Annotated in this window: 15 protein-coding genes; 8 read left to right on the forward strand and 7 right to left on the reverse strand. The window is 54.5% G+C overall.

The window, feature by feature from the left end:
• Positions 1–7: 7 nt before the first annotated feature.
• Together HZZ01_RS07630 and rlmKL are read right to left on the reverse strand one after the other, a co-directional pair.
• Positions 8–1,924 carry an ABC transporter ATP-binding protein gene (locus HZZ01_RS07630; protein WP_179896182.1) on the reverse strand — a complete coding sequence of 639 codons (1,917 nt, stop codon included), beginning with the start codon at positions 1,922–1,924 and terminating at the stop codon, positions 8–10.
• A 6-nt stretch (positions 1,925–1,930) separates the two neighbouring features.
• Positions 1,931–4,045: a bifunctional 23S rRNA (guanine(2069)-N(7))-methyltransferase RlmK/23S rRNA (guanine(2445)-N(2))-methyltransferase RlmL gene (gene rlmKL, locus HZZ01_RS07635; RefSeq protein WP_179896184.1), complete on the reverse strand. Its 2,115-nt coding sequence runs from the start codon at positions 4,043–4,045 to the stop codon at positions 1,931–1,933.
• A gap of 110 nt (positions 4,046–4,155) precedes the next feature.
• On the opposite strand from rlmKL, the gene HZZ01_RS07640 reads away from it, so the two are divergent.
• A complete protein-coding gene (locus tag HZZ01_RS07640; protein WP_179896185.1) occupies positions 4,156–5,265 on the forward strand; it encodes a YcbX family protein in 1,110 nt (369 codons plus the stop codon).
• A 5-nt stretch (positions 5,266–5,270) separates the two neighbouring features.
• Here HZZ01_RS07640 and HZZ01_RS07645 read toward each other — a convergent pair whose 3' ends face one another.
• The 4 genes from HZZ01_RS07645 to HZZ01_RS07660 all read right to left on the reverse strand — a co-directional run bounded on the left by HZZ01_RS07645 (position 5,271) and on the right by HZZ01_RS07660 (position 9,495).
• Complete coding sequence (locus HZZ01_RS07645) at positions 5,271–5,813, reverse strand: cell division protein ZapC (RefSeq protein WP_179896187.1); 543 nt, start codon at positions 5,811–5,813, stop codon at positions 5,271–5,273.
• 153 nt (positions 5,814–5,966) lie between these two features.
• Entirely contained in the window at positions 5,967–6,977 is a 1,011-nt protein-coding gene (gene pyrD, locus HZZ01_RS07650) for a quinone-dependent dihydroorotate dehydrogenase (protein WP_179896188.1), read from the reverse strand.
• A gap of 134 nt (positions 6,978–7,111) precedes the next feature.
• Positions 7,112–8,413: a flippase gene (locus HZZ01_RS07655; RefSeq protein ID WP_179896190.1), complete on the reverse strand. Its 1,302-nt coding sequence runs from the start codon at positions 8,411–8,413 to the stop codon at positions 7,112–7,114.
• A 101-nt stretch (positions 8,414–8,514) separates the two neighbouring features.
• Positions 8,515–9,495, reverse strand: a complete 981-nt coding sequence (locus HZZ01_RS07660) for a glycosyltransferase family 2 protein (protein WP_179897124.1) — start codon at positions 9,493–9,495, stop codon at positions 8,515–8,517.
• 750 nt (positions 9,496–10,245) lie between these two features.
• On the opposite strand from HZZ01_RS07660, the gene ssuE reads away from it, so the two are divergent.
• From ssuE to ssuB, 5 genes are read left to right on the forward strand one after another with little or no spacing between them, the layout of a single operon-like run.
• On the forward strand, positions 10,246–10,797 hold the full coding sequence (ssuE, locus tag HZZ01_RS07665) for an NADPH-dependent FMN reductase (protein ID WP_179897126.1): 552 nt from the start codon (positions 10,246–10,248) through the stop codon (positions 10,795–10,797).
• Positions 10,798–10,808: 11 nt separating this feature from the next.
• Positions 10,809–11,762, forward strand: coding sequence for a sulfonate ABC transporter substrate-binding protein (locus HZZ01_RS07670; protein WP_179896191.1), 954 nt, complete (start codon positions 10,809–10,811; stop codon positions 11,760–11,762).
• Positions 11,763–11,771: 9 nt separating this feature from the next.
• Positions 11,772–12,920, forward strand: a complete 1,149-nt coding sequence (ssuD, locus tag HZZ01_RS07675; protein ID WP_179896193.1) for an FMNH2-dependent alkanesulfonate monooxygenase — start codon at positions 11,772–11,774, stop codon at positions 12,918–12,920.
• 10 nt (positions 12,921–12,930) lie between these two features.
• Positions 12,931–13,722: an aliphatic sulfonate ABC transporter permease SsuC gene (gene ssuC, locus HZZ01_RS07680; protein WP_179896195.1), complete on the forward strand. Its 792-nt coding sequence runs from the start codon at positions 12,931–12,933 to the stop codon at positions 13,720–13,722.
• Positions 13,719–14,507 carry an aliphatic sulfonates ABC transporter ATP-binding protein gene (ssuB, locus tag HZZ01_RS07685; RefSeq protein ID WP_179896196.1) on the forward strand — a complete coding sequence of 263 codons (789 nt, stop codon included), beginning with the start codon at positions 13,719–13,721 and terminating at the stop codon, positions 14,505–14,507. The genes ssuC and ssuB overlap by 4 nt, the downstream gene beginning before the upstream one ends.
• 41 nt (positions 14,508–14,548) lie before the next feature.
• Here ssuB and pepN read toward each other — a convergent pair whose 3' ends face one another.
• The gene (gene pepN, locus HZZ01_RS07690) at positions 14,549–17,164 is read right to left on the reverse strand and encodes an aminopeptidase N (RefSeq protein WP_179896198.1); all 2,616 of its coding nucleotides are present in this window, start codon (positions 17,162–17,164) and stop codon (positions 14,549–14,551) included.
• Between the two features lie 243 nt (positions 17,165–17,407).
• Here pepN and pncB point away from each other — a divergent pair, with 243 nt between their 5' ends.
• Together pncB and asnS are read left to right on the forward strand one after the other, a co-directional pair.
• Positions 17,408–18,613: a nicotinate phosphoribosyltransferase gene (gene pncB / locus HZZ01_RS07695; protein ID WP_179896200.1), complete on the forward strand. Its 1,206-nt coding sequence runs from the start codon at positions 17,408–17,410 to the stop codon at positions 18,611–18,613.
• A 156-nt stretch (positions 18,614–18,769) separates the two neighbouring features.
• Positions 18,770–20,170: an asparagine--tRNA ligase gene (gene asnS, locus HZZ01_RS07700; RefSeq protein ID WP_179896201.1), complete on the forward strand. Its 1,401-nt coding sequence runs from the start codon at positions 18,770–18,772 to the stop codon at positions 20,168–20,170.
• Positions 20,171–20,219: the final 49 nt, after the last annotated feature.

Below are 20,219 nucleotides of genomic sequence, written 5' to 3' on the forward strand. Positions count from 1 at the left end.
CCCTGCCCTACGCGCCGTTTTTCAGTGACTCAAGCTCTTCCCAGCGCGCAAAAGCCGTTTCCAGCTCCTGCTCAGCCTGCGCCAGATTATCCAGCACCGGTTGCGTCTGATCGTGTGCCTGACTGAAGAAGTCCGGGTGACTCATCTTCGCCTGCAGCTCACCGATGCGTGCTTCAAGCTGCTCCAGTTTTTGCGGCAGTTGTTCCAGCTCACGCGCCAGATTGTAGCTGAGCTTATTTACGTTACGCTTCGCATCACCCTTCTCTGCAACTGGCTTAGCGGTGTTACCGGTCACTTTGGCGGGGGCGGCAGCTCTGTGCTGCCGGTAGGCGGCGCGTTGCTGCTGAGCATCGTGATAACCCCCCACAAAAGTACCGATCTCGCCGTTACCTTCAAAAATCCAGCACTCAGTGACGGTATTGTCGACGAACTGACGATCGTGGCTCACCAGTAAGACGGTGCCCTGATAACCATCAATCAGCTCTTCCAGCAGTTCAAGCGTTTCGACGTCGAGGTCGTTGGTTGGTTCATCCAGAATCATCAGGTTGCTGGGACGCAGGAACAGGCGTGCCAGCAGCAGGCGGTTACGTTCACCACCGGAAAGGGCACGCACCGGCGTCATCGCACGTTTTGGATGGAACAGGAAGTCCTGCAGATAGCCCAGCACGTGGCGCGGTTTGCCGTTAACCAGCACTTCCTGCTTGCCTTCGGCAAGATTGTCCATCACGGTGCGATCCGGATCAAGTTCAGCGCGATGCTGGTCAAAGTAGGCCACTTCCAGCTTGGTGCCGGAATGCACGCGGCCATGATCGGCTTTAAGCTGCTGCAGCATCAGCCGCAGTAAGGTGGTTTTACCGCAGCCGTTCGGCCCGATCAGCGCAATTTTGTCGCCACGCTGAACCTGGGTAGAAAAATCTTTCACCAGCACTTTGCCATCGACCGCGTAGTCGACATTTTCCAGCTCAAACACAATCTTGCCGGAACGGGAGGCTTCGCCCACCTGCATGTTGGCTTTGCCCATCACTTCGCGACGCTCTGAATGTTCGCGACGCAGCGCTTTCAGTGCTCGCACACGGCCTTCGTTACGGGTACGACGGGCTTTAATGCCCTGACGGATCCACACTTCTTCCTGCGCCAGCTTGCGGTCGAATTCAGCATTCTGCATCTCTTCAACGCGCAACGCTTCTTCTTTGCCTTCCAGATAGAGATCGTAGTTGCCCGGCCAGGAGACCAGCTTGCCCCGATCAAGATCGACAATGCGCGTCGCCATGTTGCGGATAAACGAACGGTCATGGGAAATAAAGATGATGCTGCCAGTGAAGTTCTTCAGGAACGTTTCCAGCCAGTCGATCGTTTCGATATCAAGGTGGTTGGTTGGCTCATCCAGCATCAGGACGCGCGGATTACTCACCAGCGCACGGCCCAGCGCCGCTTTACGCAGCCAGCCGCCAGAGAGTGACGACAGCTCGGTATCGGGCTGCAGACCAATCTGCTCCAGCACATCATGGATGCGGCTTTCCAGCTGCCACAGGTTCTGATGGTCGAGAATGGTCTGCAGACGCGCCATCTCATTGAGGTTTTTATCGCTGGGATCGTCCATCACCACATGGGAAATAGCGTGATAGGCTTTCAGATGTTCTGCCTGCTCTTCAACGCCCTCGGCCACGAAGTCATAAACCGAACCGGTGATATTGCGTGGTGGATCCTGTTGCAGACGCGCCACGACCAGATCGGTTTCATAGATAATGCGGCCATCATCCAGCGGCTGTTCGCCATTGATGATTTTCATCAACGTGGATTTACCTGCACCGTTACGGCCCACCAGACAGACGCGTTCGTTCTCTTCGATGTGCAGTTCGGTATTGTCTAACAGCGGCGCATCGCTGAAAGAGAGATAAGCGCCGTGGATACTGATTAATGACATGTAATCTTATTCCTTACCGGCGTGAGTGATCAGCCAGCAGTTGTGAATTTGACGGTTACGCGCGAAGTCCTGCGACTGCGTTTTCTGGGTAATATCCTGCGCCTGCAGGCCCAGTGCTTTCAGGCCATCCATGTCCATTTTGAAACCGCGTTTGTTATTGGAGAACATGATGGTGCCGCCGCGACGCAGCAGGCGCTTCAGGTTACGCATCAGCATCATATGATCGCGCTGAACGTCAAAGCTCTCTTCCATACGTTTTGAGTTGGAGAAGGTTGGCGGATCGATAAAGATCAGGTCAAAGTTCTCGTCACTCTCATTCAGCCAGCTCAGGCAGTCCGCCTGCATCAGACGGTGCTGACGCCCGGTCAGTCCGTTAAGACGCAGGTTACGCTCCGCCCACTCCAGATAGGTACGCGACATATCTACCGTGGTGGTTGAACGCGCCCCACCCAGACCGGCATGCACACTGGCGGTGCCGGTATAAGCAAACAGGTTCAGGAAATCTTTGCCCTGACTCATCTGGCCAAGCATTTTACGGGCAATGCGGTGATCCAGGAACAGGCCGGTATCGAGATAGTCGGTCAGATTTACCCAAAAATGCGCATTAAACTCTTTAACTTCGAAATAGTCGCCCTTCTCGCTGAGCTTCTGATACTGCGCTTTGCCTTTCTGGCGCTCGCGCGTTTTCATAATCAGACGGTCGGCAGGCAGTTCCAGTACGCTCAGGGTCGCACTAATCACATCGAACAGACGCTGACGCGCTTTATTCGGATCGATAGTTTTCGGTGGCGCGTACTCCTGGATAATCACCCAGTCGCCATAGCGATCGACAGCGACGTTGTAGTCTGGCAGATCAGCGTCATAAATGCGGTAGCATTCAATGCCTTCCTGTCTTGCCCACTTCTCCAGTTTCTTCACGTTTTTACGCAAACGGTTCGCGTAATCTTCCGCGATCTGTCCGGCGCTTTCATGGCTGTTAACCGCCAGCTGATAGTTTTTTTGCACGCAATCCAGCGGACCGTTCTTCGCTTTGAACTGGCGATCGGCACGCAGTTGCAGGCAGCTCAGCAGCTCTGGAGAGGCGCTGAACAGCGACAGGTTCCAGCCGCCAAAATGCTGCTTCATCAGACGTCCAAGCTGGCTGTGCAGCGCAATCAGCGCTGGTTCGCTCTCCAGACGTTCACCGTAAGGAGGATTGCTCAGCACCGTGCCGTGAACCGCCGGATCGACCGGATTCGTCAGCTTCAGCAGATCCTGCTGAGCAAAGGTAAAGAGTTCGAAGACGCCCGCACGACGGGCATTCGCCTGTGCCCACTCCAGCACCCGACCGTTGTTGTCATAGCCAAAGAAGCGCGCCTGGGTGGCGGCCGTGCCGGCACGGGCACGGTCCTGCGCCTCGGCTTTCACATCCTGCCACAGCGCAGCATTAAACTGGTTCCATGCGGTGAAGCCCCAGTGTTTACGCAGCAGACCCGGAGCACGATCGCAGGCGATCAGCGCAGCTTCAATCAGCAGCGTACCGGAACCACACATCGGGTCGATCAGCGGCGTGGTCGGCTCCCAGCCTGAACGCAGCACAATCGCCGCTGCCAGCGTCTCTTTTAGCGGTGCCTGACCGGTCTGCTGGCGATAACCGCGTTGATGCAGCGAGGTGCCGCTGAGATCCAGCGCAATGCTGGCGCGATCGTCATTCAACCAGACGTTGACACGAATATCCGCCTGCTCGCGATCGACATTTGGCCGTTCGAGGTTCTGACGGGTAAAGCTGTCCACGATGGCATCTTTCACTTTCAGCGCGCCAAACTGGCTATTACGAATCGAATCGTTGGTACCGCTGAAATGCACGACAAAGGTTTTGTCACTGCCGAACATCGACGGCCAGTCCACGCTCTGCACACCCAGATAGAGATCAAGATCGCTGTAGACGCCAAACTCTCCCAGCGGCAACAGGATGCGTGATGCTAAACGACTCCACATCAGGCTTTGGTACATGGCGCGATCGTCGGCCTGGTAGTGAACGCCTCCCTGCACCACTTGTAAATCCTGCGCGCCCAGCGCGTCCAGCTCACTTTTTAACAGCTCTTCGAGCCCACGCGCCGTGCTGGCAAACAGAGAATTCATATCGTCACTTTTTAACTCTTGAGAAAATTGTCGCGCATTATAGCGAATCGGAGACCTATGTCATAAAGTTAGCTTCTTTTGTGTCGCGCGTCGGGTTCAAGGAGAACACCATGTTCACGCTTTCCCGCTTATTTATTCATCCTGTGAAGTCGATGCGGGGATTAGCTTTGTCACACGCGCTGGTCACTGACAGCGGACTGGCGTTTGATCGTCTGTTCATGGTGACCGAACCTGATGGCACCTTTATTACCGCCCGGCAATACCCGGAGATGGTGCGCTTCACGCCTGCTATTCTGCCGGATGGCCTGCTGCTGGCGGCCCCGGATGGCAGTCAGTCACTGATCCGCTTCAGCGATTTCGATGAGCAGGATCACCCTACTGAAGTCTGGGGCAATCATTTTACCGCGCGTATAGCGCCGCTTGCGATTAATCAATGGCTGAGCCAGTTCTTCCCGCGTGACGTTCAGCTGCGCTGGGTCGGGCCGCAACCCAGCCGCCGCGTCAAAAAGTTTGATCATGTTCCGCTGAGCTTCGCCGATGGCTTTCCATTTTTGCTGATCAACAACGCGTCGCTGCATGATCTGCAACAGCGCTGCCCGGCCAGCGTCCGGGCCGAACAGTTTCGTCCGAATCTGGTCGTCAGTGGTGCTCCAGCATGGGATGAAGATAGCTGGGCGGAGATTCAGATTGGCGACGTGGTATTTGAGGTGCCTAAGCCATGCAGTCGCTGCGTGCTCACCACGGTCAGCACTGAGACCGGCATTAAGCATCCCACCGGTCATCCGCTGGCGACGCTGCAGACTTTCCGCACCGCCCAGGATGGCAGTGGTGATATCGATTTCGGTCTTAACCTGGTGGCGCGTAACAGTGGCGTGGTGAGAACCGGGGATGAAATGGTTGTCCTGAAACGTCATGCACCGCGCCACTATGGTGCTGGTGCAGTGGTCGAAACGTTGAAACCCGTGCAGCAGACCCCTGACGTCGTGAACATCACGTTTCAGGGTCAGACGTTTACCGGAGATAATCAGCAGGTGTTACTGGATCAGCTGGAGATGCAGGGCTTCCGCATTCCTTACTCCTGTCGGGCAGGTCTGTGTGGCAGCTGCAAGCTTAATCTGGTTTCAGGTGAAGTGAAGGCACTGAAACAGAGTGCCCTGCGTCAGGACGGCACACTGCTAAGCTGTAGCTGTATTCCGGCAGGCGATATCGAGCTGAACTGACGTGATCAGACGGCGCGGGCGTAACGCGGCGCGACGTCCTGATGCCAGGGCTGCAGGCGATCGTTCATCACCTTGATGGCATCGCCGAGCACCATGTTTTTTCCGGCCAGCGTTAATCCTGGCTGCGCCAGCAGGCAGAGCGCCGCATTATCACCACTCTCAACCACCAGCAGACGTGCCAGCGTTCCCTCTTCGGCCAGCGTCACCTGTACCATTTCGCCAGGACGGGGCTGCATCGACGGGGCATACGAGGTGAAATGCCAGCTTTTCGGCATCAGGGGCTTGAGGAAGCGGGCAGCAATCAGCGCGTTCAACACCAGTTCAGCACGCTGGCTGCCACTGAGTTTGCAATGACGGCAGGTTTCTTCAAAGGTGTAATAAAGTGCCGCATCGTCGACACAAAAACCCGATTCAGTAAAAGCATCCGGCGTGAGCATTTTGCGATTATAACGGGAACGAAAAAGCATACCGTCTGCCAGGTCGAGCATCATTCGGTCGTGGCTGCTGTCAAAATACCAACGCCAGTTATCATCGGGTTTAATGTTCATCGTGTGCCCTGTATTTACCACCTCGCCAAAAATCACGCAGAATTCAGCGAAAAAAGAAACATAAGGAAAAGCTGAAAAAGCGTGTAACAGGACAAAATATAAACGAGCCGAGGGGATAAATAAACCCCCCGGCCAATCATTGTGAGAATTGTCTTAGAGATGCGTGACGATATCTTTAATTAATCCTGGTCCCTGATAAATAAAGCCTGAATAAATCTGAACCAGTGTTGCCCCTGCGGCGATTTTTTCACGCGCTGCCGTCAGAGAATCGATGCCGCCAACGCCAATAATGGGCAGGCGCCCCTGCAGTTCCTGAGAAAGGCGCTGGATAACCGCCGTGCTGCGAGACTGCACTGGCCGGCCACTTAATCCACCCACTTCTTCAGCATGCTTAAGACCGCTCACCAGCGAACGATCAAGCGTAGTATTACTGGCAATGACGCCATCAATTTGATGGCGAATTAAACTATCTGCGACCTGAATTAACTCTTCTTCAGAGAGATCGGGCGCAATTTTTACGGCCAGCGGAACATATTTAAGATGACGCTGTTCCAGCTCTTTTTGTTTCAGTTTGATCGAAGAGAGCAGATCATCCAGCGCCTCACCATATTGCAGCGAACGCAAACCGGGGGTATTAGGTGAAGAAATATTGATGGCAATATAACCGGCGTGGGCATAGACCTTCTCCATGCAGATCAGATAATCATCTTTGCCCTGCTCGACTGGTGTATCTTTATTTTTTCCGATATTGATCCCGAGCACGCCGTTAAAACGCGCTTTCTTCACGTTCTCAACCAGGTGATCAACACCCAGATTATTAAATCCCATCCGATTGATAATTCCGCCCGCTTCCACCAGACGAAACATGCGCGGCTTATCGTTTCCTGACTGAGCGCGCGGCGTGACGGTGCCGACTTCAACAAAACCAAAGCCCATCGCCGCAAACGCATCAATGCACTCTGCGTTCTTATCCAGACCCGCAGCCAGGCCAAGGGCATTCTTAAAGGTCAGTCCCATACAGGTGACCGGACGCGACGGCAGATTCTGGCGATAAAACATCTCCAGTGGGGTGCCATTCATAAAACGCAGTTGCTGAAAGGTGAGTTCGTGTGCGCGTTCGGGGTCGAGTTTAAACAGCGCCGGTCGGACGATAGGATAAAACATGCACTCTCCTGAAGGACGGAAGCGATCGTGGAAGTCGGTGCACGGGAAAATGTGCGCCAGAATGGTAAAGTGCTCTGGCGCAAAAGTAAATCGAACTGCGGGGATGCGTAAAGTTAACTGAAAATGCTTTGATCTTACGCTGCGGAATCGTTTACGGGATGATTTTCTACCCGGGATGGAAACAGGTAGTCACGCAGGATGCCGTGACGCTGCATGATGCCAAAAATACCAATGCAAACAAACGCTTCAGCACCAACCATCGACCATGCGGCACCGATTGCGCCAAACTTCCACGCCAGGAAACAGCACAGCGGTACGTTAATCACACCCGCGGCCATCATCACCCACATACGCTGACGCGCTAAACCATGTGGGATCAGAATCTGCAATCCAGCCGGATAGGCAATGTTGCCAAACAGGAAACAGAGTACAAACACACGCAGCACATCCGCCGACGGAATAAAGTCTTTACCCAGCAGGATTGAAACCACCAGGTCAGCAAAGAACCACGTGAAGATTACAATTGACAGACTCAGGGAAAACGACAGCAGCAGGCTTTTACGCGTCGCCGCAATCGCAGCACGTTTATCCCGACCAAACAGGTGACTGACGCGTGGGAAGAAGGCACTGCCAATCTGTTCTGGCACTGAGTTAGCCGCTTTACGCAGACGATCCGCACCATTATAGATTCCGACCATATAGGTGGAAGTAAAGGAGGCAAGGATCACGACGTTAACGCTGTTAAACAGATTGGCACCCGCGATGGCGATAAACACATCCATGCTGTCGGTAATGCGCTGTTTGATTTCACGCGGTTCAAAACGGTAGCGTCCAATGACCTTCATCTCCAGCACGAACTTCAGCGTAATCGCCGCGCTGATGATGGAGACAGTACCCGGGATCAGCGCCGCCAGCCAGGTATCCTGCGGGGATTTCACCAGCAAAAAGGTCAGTGGAATCGCACAGAAGTTTCCGAACGTGGCAATCATCGCCGTCTTACCCAACTTCTCAAAGCCCTGCATCAGCCAGCCGAATGAAAACAACGAGCCTATCAGCGTGGTGCAGTTCGCCAGGATAATAAAGAACAACGGATGCCAGGCGGGATTGAACCAGGTCGCTGTCAGCAGTGTGCCGCTGGTCACCACCAGCAGCATCAGCTTGGCGTTAAATGTTGACCAGAACAGCTGACTGACGCGCTCTTTGTCATCACGATGGTGAGCAATATCTTTGGTGGTAAAAACATTGAATCCCCAGTCGGAGATGGTACTGCAATAGAGCACACAGGCGATCGCCAGCGCCAGCGTACCCATCTGCTCTACGCCCAGCACTCGGGCAAGGTAGGGCAACGTAGCCAGCGGGAACAAAAACGATGCGCCGCGGTATGCCAGCAGCGAGAAAATATTAATAATCAGACTTTTATCAAGAACTTTTGCCATGACGCAACAACCTTATACACATTGCATGTCTCACCTTCTCATTTCGCTAAGGCATAAACAATATCACTACACACTTTTCAGAATCAGGCTGTTTTTCAGAATCAGGCCGCGTTTTTCAGCTCTTTTTTAACCTTGTAATGCTGCAGCGCAATAAACAGCTCAGGGCGATTAAATAATAACCATTCTTTAAAGCTTTCTTTTTTTACATTACGCCCCATAAAGCGAATAGCATTAAGCACATATTCCGGCACAGCGGTACGGTTATAGAGTGATAAATAGATCATCAGACGAAAAGAGTGGACTAAGTAGGCTTTTTCCAGTGTGTCGCGCCACGCTGATTTAACCATAGAACCGGTTAATGTATTGTAGGCGTGCATAAAAGCGTCATAGCGCTGATGGAAAAACTCATTACTTTTGGTACTGTTTGTCAGTGAGCCGTTGCGAATACGCTGTTTATAATAGACCTGACGACTGACCCAGGCCTGCTGACTTTTCATAAAACAGGAAAGCGTAAAATTATGGTCTTCATGAACGCGTTTAACAAAGCGTAATTTATGCTGCTCAATAACGCGTTTGCTGACGACATAGCTCCAGGCCGCCGACGTATAGCTGCCGTTGCGCAGCAGGCTTAACAAGACTTCCTGTGATTTTTGCTGGCCAAAGAGTTCATGTCTGACTTTTGGCGATGTGATGTCAATCTGACCATCACGGTAAACACACGATTTAAAACAGAACAGGTCCGTTTCAGGGTGCTTTTCCGCCACCATGGCCAGTTCAGCCACCAGCCCATCAACTACGACGTCGTCCGGGTCACAGAAAAAGAGAAACTGGCCCTGCGCCTGCGCAATACCCACATCCCGTGCATGACCGGCACCACCATTTTCAGTGGTAATTATTTTCACCTGAGAAAGATGCGCATAATTCTGTTCAAGTAAGGCTAATGTTCCATCGGTGGAACCATCATTCACAATGAGTATTTCATTGGGTGATTTAACCTGACGTAATAATGAATCGACGCATTCCACAATATATTTTTCAACATTGTAAGTTGGAATAATCACTGATAATAAAGTGTCAGACATAGACAATTCTCTGCTATTAGAAAAAAAGACAATACGAGTCACCCGCCAGATGCAGGTCCTGACCAGAGGCGAAGCGTCGAAAAGAGTGAAGCGCTAATATTATGATGGCTTTCATTTAGCCTGATTATCTTAAACCGGTAATGCGAAAAAAGACCAGTCGTAAAAATTATCTTAACGTTTCATTTGAGAATCACTGTTAATCAAAGTGCATCTATAGACCGCGTTAATGTTAAAACCGTTGATGATCGATTTAAAATAGCCCGGCTAAGGAGACGTAACCAGATTCCGGAATGTGTAAGAAAACATCTGTAACGGTGAATAACGTCACCATTACTTCATTTTCCTTACAGTTTGCCTTCTGCAATTAATCCTAATTACTGGCAGATTCCGCCGCAGATAAGCTGATTCTATGGCGCTTTGACGCGCTGCTACGTCAGCCGTTTCGCTTTAAGGCTGCGCCATTCTCAGGAAGATTGATTAAGCAATAAGACGAATGGAAATTCTTCTCCCCACTCCCCCAAATCTAACGATCTCGTATTACAGCCCTTAATGAATTGTTCTGCTGCGAAACCCTAATTTAAGAATTTTCGGAAGCAGCCAGGTTGCCTTCTTCCGCTACGGCTTCTATTTGCAGTTTTCACCCTTACTTTGCCGGATAAATCATTTAAGCCCACTCCCCTGCTCTGACAGTATGAAGGCATTAGTTCTCAAGATTAGATAATCAATAACTTTTAGTTATAAGGAGTGATGATGCGAGTTATTACGCTGGCAGGCAGCCCACGATTTCCCTCCCGCTCCACCTCATTGCTGACGCTATGTCAGCACAAGCTGGAGGCACGAGGCATTGAAGTCATTCCCTGGAATATTCACAACTTTCAGCCTGACGACCTGATCAATGCGCGTTTTGATGCGCCTGCACTCCTGGCCCTGCGTGAAGACCTGGCCTCGGCTGATGGCCTTATCGTGGCGACACCTATTTATAAAGCGTCGTTTTCAGGCGCGCTGAAGACCCTGCTCGATCTGCTGCCAGAACGCGCTCTTGAGCATAAAGTCGTGCTGCCACTGGCCAGCGGCGGCAGCGCCGGTCACATGCTGGCATTGGACTACGCCCTGAAGCCAGTCCTTAACGCCCTGAAAGCGCAGGAGATCCTGCATGGCGTTTATGCCGAAGACAGCCAGATTACCCATTACGATCGTCAGCCTCTCTTACAGGATTCCCTGTCACAGCGTCTGGACGAAGCCGTCGCTGCTTTCTGGCTGGCACTGACCCGTCACCATCTCCCCGTTGCACAAGCGGTATAAGGAAGAGTTCGATGAAGCAAATATTTGGAAAGTGGCTGGTGGCAGGACTTTTACTGGTTGGTCTTCAGGTTCAGGCCGCCGAATCGGATCCGCCCGAGATCCGTATCGGCTATCAGAAGGGTTCCGTGAGCATGGTGCTGGCAAAGTCACATCAGTTACTGGAGAAGCGTTTTCCCCATACTCAGATTAAGTGGATCGAGTTCCCGGCAGGCCCGCAAATGCTGGAAGCGCTGAATATACACAGTATCGACCTCGGCAGTACCGGTGACCTTCCGCCGCTGTTTGCTCAGGCCGCTGGCGCGGATCTGCTTTATGTCGGCTCGGAGCCACCTAAACCCAAAGCAGAGGTGATTCTGGTGCCGAAAAGCAGCCCTCTGAAAAAGGTAGCGGATCTGAAAGGCAAGAAAGTCGCTTTCCAGAAAGGCTCCAGCTCTCACAACTTACTGCTGCGCGCCTTACAGCAGGCGGGTCTGACTTTTAAAGACATCACGCCGGTCTATCTGACGCCCGCGGATGCGCGCGCCGCCTTCCAGCAGGGTGACGTTGATGCATGGGCAATCTGGGACCCCTACTATTCCTCGGTACTGCTTCAGGGTAATTCGCGCCTGCTGATTGATGGCAGCGCACTGAATCTGACCGGCTCGTTCTATTTAGCGACCCGCAGCTATGCCGAAGCCCATGGCACGTTTATCCAGCAGGTGCTCGACACTTTCAGCACAGCCGACGCGCTGACTATCAGCCAGCGTCAGCAGAGCATTACGCTTCTGGCGCAGGCGATGGGCCTGCCTGAGCCGGTTATCGCCAGCTATCTCAGCCATCGACCACCAACCCGAATTTCGCCGGTCAGTGCCGAAACGGCAGCTGCTCAGCAGCGCACTGCTGACCTGTTCTTTGCCAATCATCTGCTGCCAGTCAAAGTGACCATTCAGGATCGCATCTGGCAACCTCATACCGTAACGCAATAAGGAGTAGCAATGAGCGTATCCATTTTCTGGTTCCTGCCGACGCATGGCGACGGCCACTATCTTGGTACAGCCGAAGGGGCGCGACCTGTTGATCACGCCTATCTGCAACAGGTTGCACAGGCCGCTGACCGTCTCGGCTTCGGTGGCGTACTGATCCCCACCGGACGCTCCTGCGAAGATGCCTGGCTGGTTGCCGCCTCGCTGATTCCGGTAACTCAACGCTTGCGCTTCCTGGTAGCGCTGCGTCCCGGCGTGATTTCACCGACTCAGGCGGCACGTCAGGCGGCCACGCTGGATCGCCTTTCCAATGGTCGCGCGCTGTTCAATCTGGTGACCGGCGGCGATCCGGAAGAGCTGGCCGGCGACGGTGTGTTCCTGGATCACCGTGAACGTTACGCAGAATCTGCCGAGTTCACCCGCATCTGGCGTCGGGTGCTGGAAGGCGAAACCGTCGATTATGAAGGCAAGCACGTGAAGGTTCGCGGCGCGCGTCTGATGTTTAAACCGGTGCAGCAGCCTCGTCCTCCACTCTGGTTCGGTGGCTCTTCTGAACCGGCTCAGGAGCTGGCGGCCGAACAGGTCGACGTTTATCTCACCTGGGGTGAGCCGCCTGAACAGGTCAAAGAGAAAATTGAGCAGGTGCGCGCGAAAGCCGCCGCTCAGGGACGCACCGTGCGCTTCGGCATCCGTCTGCACGTCATTGTGCGTGAAACGAATGAAGAGGCTTGGCAGGCCGCCGACCGGCTGATTGCCAATGTCGATGACGCCACTATCGCGAAAGCGCAGGCGGCGTTCCAGCGGGCAGATTCTGTGGGCCAGCGCCGTATGGCCGCACTTCACGGTGGTCGCCGCGACAAGCTCGAAATCAGCCCGAACCTGTGGGCAGGCGTGGGCCTGGTGCGTAGCGGAGCCGGTACAGCGCTGGTCGGCGATGGTCCGACTGTCGCCGCACGTATCAGAGAGTATGAGGCGCTGGGCATCGAGACCTTTATCCTGTCGGGTTATCCGCATCTGGAAGAGGCGTATCGCGTTGGCGAACTGCTGTTCCCGCATCTGGATCTGCAGGTTCCCCTGGTGCCACAGCCGCGCGTGGTTCAGGCGCATGGTGAAGCGGTCGCCAATGATTTCACCCCTGAGAAAAAAGTCGCCCGGGGCTGAGGAGAGCAAGATGGCCAGAACCCGAAAACGCCTTGCTGATACGTTGCTGCCATGGCTGCTGCCGGCGCTGCTTGTCGTGGTGTGGCAGATTGCCTCGCAGACCGGCTGGTTATCGAACCGCATTCTGCCCGCGCCGGAGAAAATTGTGACCACCTTCTGGCAGCTGACCGCCAGTGGTGAACTCTGGCAGCACCTGGCGATCAGCAGCTGGCGGGCGCTGACTGGCTTCAGTATCGGCGGTTCGATCGGCCTGTTACTGGGCTTAATCACTGGCACCTCAAAAACCGGTGAGCGGTTGCTGGATACCTCGCTTCAGATGCTGCGTAATGTGCCGCATCTGGCGCTGATCCCGCTGGTGATCCTCTGGTTCGGCATTGATGAGTCCGCCAAAATCTTTCTGGTGGCGCTGGGCACGATGTTCCCGATCTACCTGAACACCTATCACGGCATTCGCAACATCGATCGCGGGCTGGTTGAGATGGCGCGCAGCTATGGCCTCTCCGGCTGGAGTCTGTTTATCCAGGTGATCCTGCCCGGTGCGCTGCCCAATATCATGGTCGGCGTGCGTTTTGCGCTGGGTCTGATGTGGCTGACGCTGATTGTCGCCGAGACCATCTCCGCCAGTTCTGGCATTGGTTATCTGGCGATGAATGCGCGTGAATTTCTGCAGACCGATGTGGTCGTCGTCGCCATCATTCTTTACGCCCTGCTCGGCAAACTGGCGGATGTCGCCGCGTTATTACTGGAACGTGTCTGGCTGCGCTGGCATCCCGCTTATCAACTGAAGGAGGAGAACGCATGAGCCAGACTTTCTCACCGGCCCGCCTTAACACCGGCACCCCGGTTGGCGTTAACGGCGTCAGTAAACAGTATGGCAGTCGCACCATTCTCAATAAGATCGACCTGCATATTCCTTCCGGACAGTTTGTGGCGGTAGTGGGTCGCAGCGGTTGTGGCAAAAGCACCCTGCTTCGTCTGCTTGCCGGACTTGAACAGAGTACCAGTGGTGAACTGCTGGCAGGCAATGCCCCACTGCAGTCGGCGCGCGAAGATACCCGCCTGATGTTTCAGGATGCGCGACTGCTGCCGTGGAAAAAAGTGATCGATAACGTCGGTCTGGGCCTGCGCGGGCGCGAATGGCGCAGTGCGGCAATGGATGCCCTGGCGGCGGTAGGACTGGCCGATCGGGCCAATGAGTGGCCGGCCGCACTCTCTGGCGGCCAGAAACAGCGCGTGGCGCTGGCCAGGGCGCTGATCCATCGGCCCGGTTTACTGTTGCTGGATGAACCGCTGGGGGCGCTGGATGCCCTGACCCGCATTGAAATGCAGGGATTGATTGAGTCACTGTGGCAGCAGCATCACTTTACCGTGTTGCTGGTCACGCATGATGTCAGTGAAGCGGTGGCTATGGCGGATCGCGTGTTGTTGATCGAGGAGGGTGAGATCGGTCTGGATCTGCTGGTGGATTTGCCGCGTCCACGGCGTCGGGGATCGGCGCGGCTGGCAGAGCTGGAAGCGCAAGTCCTGGATCGGGTGATGCAGCGCACGGAACGACCGCAGCCGGTTCGTTATGCACAGCAGCGCTGAAAAAAGGCGGAGGCCGTCTCAGACGCTCCGCCTTGTGCTTATCAGGCGCTCAGCGCCTTTGTGATTTTCTCGTAGAGATCGCCTGAGAGCTTATCCAGCTCCAGCAGTTGTTCCAGCGCCTGGCGCATCATCGCCTGACGGCCTTCGTCGTAACGTTTCAGACGAATCAGCGGCTCTACCATTCTTGCCGCAACCTGCGGATTCCGGGTATTGAGGTCAGTGAGCATCTCCACCAGGAACTTGTAACCACTACCATCCTGAGCATGGAACGCAGCCGGGTTAGCCGAGGCAAAAGCCCCCACCAGCGAGCGCACGCGGTTTGGGTTACTCATGGTGAAGGAGCGATGAGTCAGAAGCCGACGTACATTGCGCATCACGTTGGCAGCCGGACTGGTGGCCTGCAGCACAAACCATTTGTCCATCACCAGACCATCCTGATGCCAGCGCTCATCGTAGGCCGCCAGCAGCGCATCACGGCACGGTAACTGTGCCGCGACAGCAGCGGAAAGTGCTGCCAGCGCATCCGTCATATTGGTTGCCTGGTGATACTGCGTCTGTACCAGTTTGTCCGCCAGCTGTGCATCGCTGAAGGCGAGATAGGTCAGGCAGATATTTTTCAGGCTGCGCTGACCAATCGCATCATGCTCCACGCGATATTCACGCTGCTGATTGGCGTTATAGATTGCAAAAAACTCATCAGCCAGTTCGCGTGCCAGCGTGCGTTGCAGTGCGTCGCGTACCAGTGCAATCGCCTGCGGATCAATAACATCAAACAGCTCGGCAATCTCATTTTCTGACGGCAGCGTCAGAATCAGCGCAGTCAGAGCCGGATCGCAGTCGGTGTCAAGCAGCACCGCGCGGAAGGCGTCGGCGACATGCAGTGGCAGCGACAGATGCTGGCCCTGCTGATAGCGTGCGACGTTCAGACGGATGTATGTCGCCAGCAGGCTCTGAGCTGCATCCCAGCGGGAGAAATCGTTGCGTGCATGCCGCATCAGGAAGGTAAGCTGCGCATCGCTCCATTTGTAGTCGAGCTTCACCGGGGCAGAAAATTCACGCAGCAGCGACGGCACCGGCTGGAAGTAGACATTATCGAAGATAAAGGTCTGGAACTCCTCGGTGACATTCAGCACATGATGCACCGGATGGCCGTTGTTCTGGAGCGGGATCACCTTGCCTTCGCCGTCATAGAGCTCAATATCCAGAGGGATATGCAGTGGCAGCTTTTCTTTCTGATCGGCCGTGGCTGGTGTGTGTTGCGTGACGTGCAGCGTGTACTGCTCCAGCTCCGGATTGTAATCGTCGCGAACCGTCAGTACCGGCGTACCGGACTGGCTGTACCAGCGGCGGAACTGCGACAGATCGACATTTGAGGCATCTTCCATTGCCTGCACAAAATCGTCACAGGTCGCGGCGCTGCCGTCGTGGCGATCAAAGTAGAGCTTCATGCCCTTCTGGAAATTCTCTTCACCCAGCAGGGTGTGCATCATACGGATCACTTCTGATCCTTTTTCATACACGGTCAGAGTGTAGAAGTTGTTCATCTCGATGACCTGATCCGGACGGATCGGGTGTGCCATCGGACTGGCATCTTCGGCGAACTGCGCACCGCGCACGATGCGCACATTATCAATGCGGTTCACCGCACGTGAACCCAGATCGGAGCTGAACTCCTGATCGCGGAACACCGTCAGTCCCTCTTTCAGGCTGAGCTGGAACCAGTCGCGACAGGTCACGCGGTTACCGGTCCAGTTGTGGAAATATTCGTGGCCGATGACGGCTTCAATGCCGAGGTAATCTTTATCGGTCGCCGTTTCCGCTTTCGCCAGCACATATTTGGCGTTGAAGACATTAAGGCCTTTGTTCTCCATCGCGCCCATGTTGAAGAAGTCCACCGCCACGATCATAAAGATGTCGAGGTCATATTCCAGGCCGAAACGCTCTTCATCCCACTTCATGCTGTTTTTCAGCGAGGTCATCGCCCAGTCGGCACGGTCGAGGTTTCCGCGATCGACGAAGATCTCCAGCGCCACAGCACGGCCTGAACGGGTGGTGAAGCTGTCGCGCAGCACGTCGAAATCGCCTGCCACCAGCGCAAACAGATAGCAGGGTTTTGGGAACGGATCTTCCCACTTTACCCAGCTGCGACCCTTCTCATCCCGGCCGCTGTCAATCCGGTTACCGTTGGAGAGCAGGAACGGATAGCGCTCACCGTCGGCATAAATGGTCGTGGTAAAACGCGCCAGGACGTCCGGGCGATCGAGGTACCAGGTAATATGACGGAAGCCTTCAGCCTCACATTGGGTGCAGAGCGCCTCGCCCGATTTGTACAGCCCTTCCAGCGCAGTGTTCTGATCCGGGTGAATATCATTAATGATTTTCAGGGTGAAGCTGTCCGGAAGCTGGCTGATCACCAGTGCGCCTTCTTCTTCACGGTAGGCCGTCCAGGGTTGCCCGTCGACCTCCAGCGTAATCAGCGTTAACGCTTCGCCGTCCAGTCGCAGCTCAGCCTGGCTGTCGCCCAGCCGTTTAACCTGACTGATAGCCGTGACACGGGTGGTCGACGCATCCAGTTCAAAGGTTAAATCGATATCGGTGATGGTGTAATCGGGGGCACGGTAGTCGTGGCGATACTTGATTTGGGGCTGTTGCGTCATATTGCGTCTCGCGTTGTTATAAGTTTACCGGCAAAGTCTAAGCTTGTTACAACAAGCTTGCCACGCACAATGCACCTAAAGGGTGAAATGGCTACAGTTTGTTAACAAAGGCACAGATTGGCCTCGACCCACCCGACTGAAATATGCTGTGATCGGGTTCAGATAGTGAATTATACTTTCGCGTCTTTATGACTGTGTACAACACCGGGCTCTGCGCCACCGAACAGGATGCTGAAACGCGCCATGACAGGACATGCTTCCCCGATACTGACCTCGCTGCTGGATACGGATGCCTATAAGCTCCATATGCAGCAGGCCGTTTTCCACCGTTATCATGACATAACGGTGGCGGCGGAGTTTCGCTGCCGCGGCGACGAACTGCTGGGTCTCTACGCTGACGAAATTCGTGACGCGATAACCGCAATGCAACACCTGGCGCTGACTGATGATGAAGCGACCTGGCTGTCTCACCTTCCCTTCTTCCAGCAGGATTATCTCAGCTGGTTACGCCAGTTCCGCTATAATCCGGACCAGGTTGAGGTGCGCAATCACCACGGCAAGCTGGATATCCGTATTCAGGGGCCGTGGCGTGAAGTCATTATGTGGGAGGTGCCGCTGCTGGCGCTGATCAGCGAGATTGTCCATCGTCATCGTACGCCGCAGGTCACCACCCAGCAGGCTGTTGACCATTTACATCAGAAACTTGGCGACTTTAAAACGCAGGTGGCTGACCTTGATATGTCACGCTTCCGCCTGATGGATTTCGGCACCCGCCGTCGCTATTCACAGGATGTGCAGCAGTCGATCGTCTCAACGCTGAAACAGGATTTCCCATGGCTGATTGGTACCAGTAACTATGATCTGGCGCGCCGTCTGTCACTGACGCCGGTGGGTACCCAGGCGCATGAGTGGTTCCAGGCCTTCCAGCAGATCAGCCCGGTCCTCGCCAACAGCCAGCGCGCTGCGCTGCAGGCCTGGCTGGACGAGTATGACGATCAGCTCGGCATCGCGCTGACCGATTGCATCGCCATGGATGCGTTCCTGCGCGATTTTGGTCCGGTGTTTGCCCGCCGCTACCAGGGACTGCGCCACGACTCGGGCGATCCGGTTGAATGGGGCGAGAAAGCGCTGGCTCACTATCAGAAGCTGGATATCGATCCACAAAGCAAACACCTGGTCTTTTCTGACAACCTGAATCTTGACAAAGCCCTGGCGCTCTATCGCCACTTTGGCCAGAGGACGAATGTCGTGTTCGGCATTGGTACCCGTCTGACCTGCGACATTCCGGGCGTGACGCCACTGAACATCGTGATCAAGCTGGTGCAGTGTAACGGCAAGCCGGTGGCAAAACTCTCGGACAGCCCCGGCAAGACCATCTGCCAGGATAAAGCCTTTGTCAGAGCCCTGCGGAAAGCCTTTGATTTGCCGCTGGTGAAAAAAGCGAGTTAATCCTCTTCTAATCGGGGCGTTGATGCGCCCCGCCTCTGCTGTAATAAATCAGCCTTCCCCCTGAATTTTGCTTGTTTCCTGAAGACTCGCAAGTAACATAGCAAAACCCCGGATGGGGCAACTTTTAACTCACTTCTTCTATATAGAGAGATATTTATGAGCGTAGTGCCTGTAGCGGACGTACTGCACGGTCGCGTCGCGGTTGACAGTGAAGTCACCGTACGTGGTTGGGTGCGTACCCGAAGAGATTCCAAAGCCGGTCTTTCCTTCATCGCTGTCTATGACGGCTCCTGCTTTAATCCCGTTCAGGCTGTCGTCAATAATTCTCTGAATAATTATCAGGATGAAGTGCTGCGTCTGACCACGGGCTGTTCCGTTATTGTCACCGGTAAAGTGGTGGCATCACCCGGTCAGGGCCAGGCGTTTGAGATTCAGGCGACCAGTCTGGAAGTCGTAGGCTGGGTGGAAGATCCGGATAGCTACCCGATGGCGGCGAAACGCCACAGTATTGAGTATCTGCGTGAAGTGGCTCACCTGCGTCCACGCACCAACCTGATTGGCGCGGTTGCCCGCGTTCGCCATACCCTGGCGCAGGCGCTGCATCGCTTCTTCCATGAAAATGGCTATTTCTGGGTTTCCACCCCGCTGATTACCGCTTCCGATACCGAAGGTGCCGGTGAGATGTTCCGTGTCTCGACGCTGGATCTGGAAAACCTGCCGCGTAACGACCAGGGCAAAGTTGACTTCGGTGAAGATTTCTTTGGTAAAGAGGCCTTCCTGACCGTTTCCGGACAGCTAAACGGCGAAACCTATGCCAGCGCCCTGTCGAAGATCTACACCTTCGGCCCGACGTTCCGCGCAGAGAACTCCAACACCAGCCGTCACCTGGCGGAATTCTGGATGCTGGAGCCGGAAATTGCGTTTGCCTCACTGGATGATGCCGCCGCACTGGCCGAAGCGATGCTGAAGTATGTGTTCAACGCCGTGCTGGAAGAGCGTGCCGATGATATGGCTTTCTTCGCTGAGCGCGTGGATAAAGAGGCCGTAGAACGCCTGCAGCGTTTCATCACGACTGATTTTGCCCAGGTCGACTACACCGACGCGGTTGAAATCCTGATGAATTGCGGTCAGACCTTCGAGAACCCGGTCTCGTGGGGTATTGACCTCTCCTCTGAGCATGAACGCTACCTGGCAGAGAAACACTTCAAAGCGCCGGTTGTGGTGAAAAACTATCCGAAAGACATCAAAGCGTTCTATATGCGCCTGAACGACGATGGCAAAACCGTAGCAGCGATGGATGTTCTGGCGCCTGGTATTGGTGAGATCATCGGTGGTTCACAGCGTGAAGAGCGTCTGGATGTGCTGGATGCACGACTCGAAGAGATGGGTCTGAATAAAGAAGATTACTGGTGGTATCGTGATCTGCGCCGCTACGGTACCGTGCCACATTCTGGATTTGGTTTGGGCTTTGAACGTTTAATCGCCTATGTCACTGGCGTACAAAATGTAAGAGATGTTATCCCCTTCCCACGCACCCCACGCAACGCGAGTTTCTGATTTCGGCATTAAATATAAGAAATTCATATATATAACGAGGTCGGCACTG

This window comes from Pantoea sp. WMus005 (genome assembly GCF_013415305.1).
Classification (GTDB): Bacteria; Pseudomonadota; Gammaproteobacteria; order Enterobacterales; family Enterobacteriaceae; genus Pantoea; species Pantoea rara.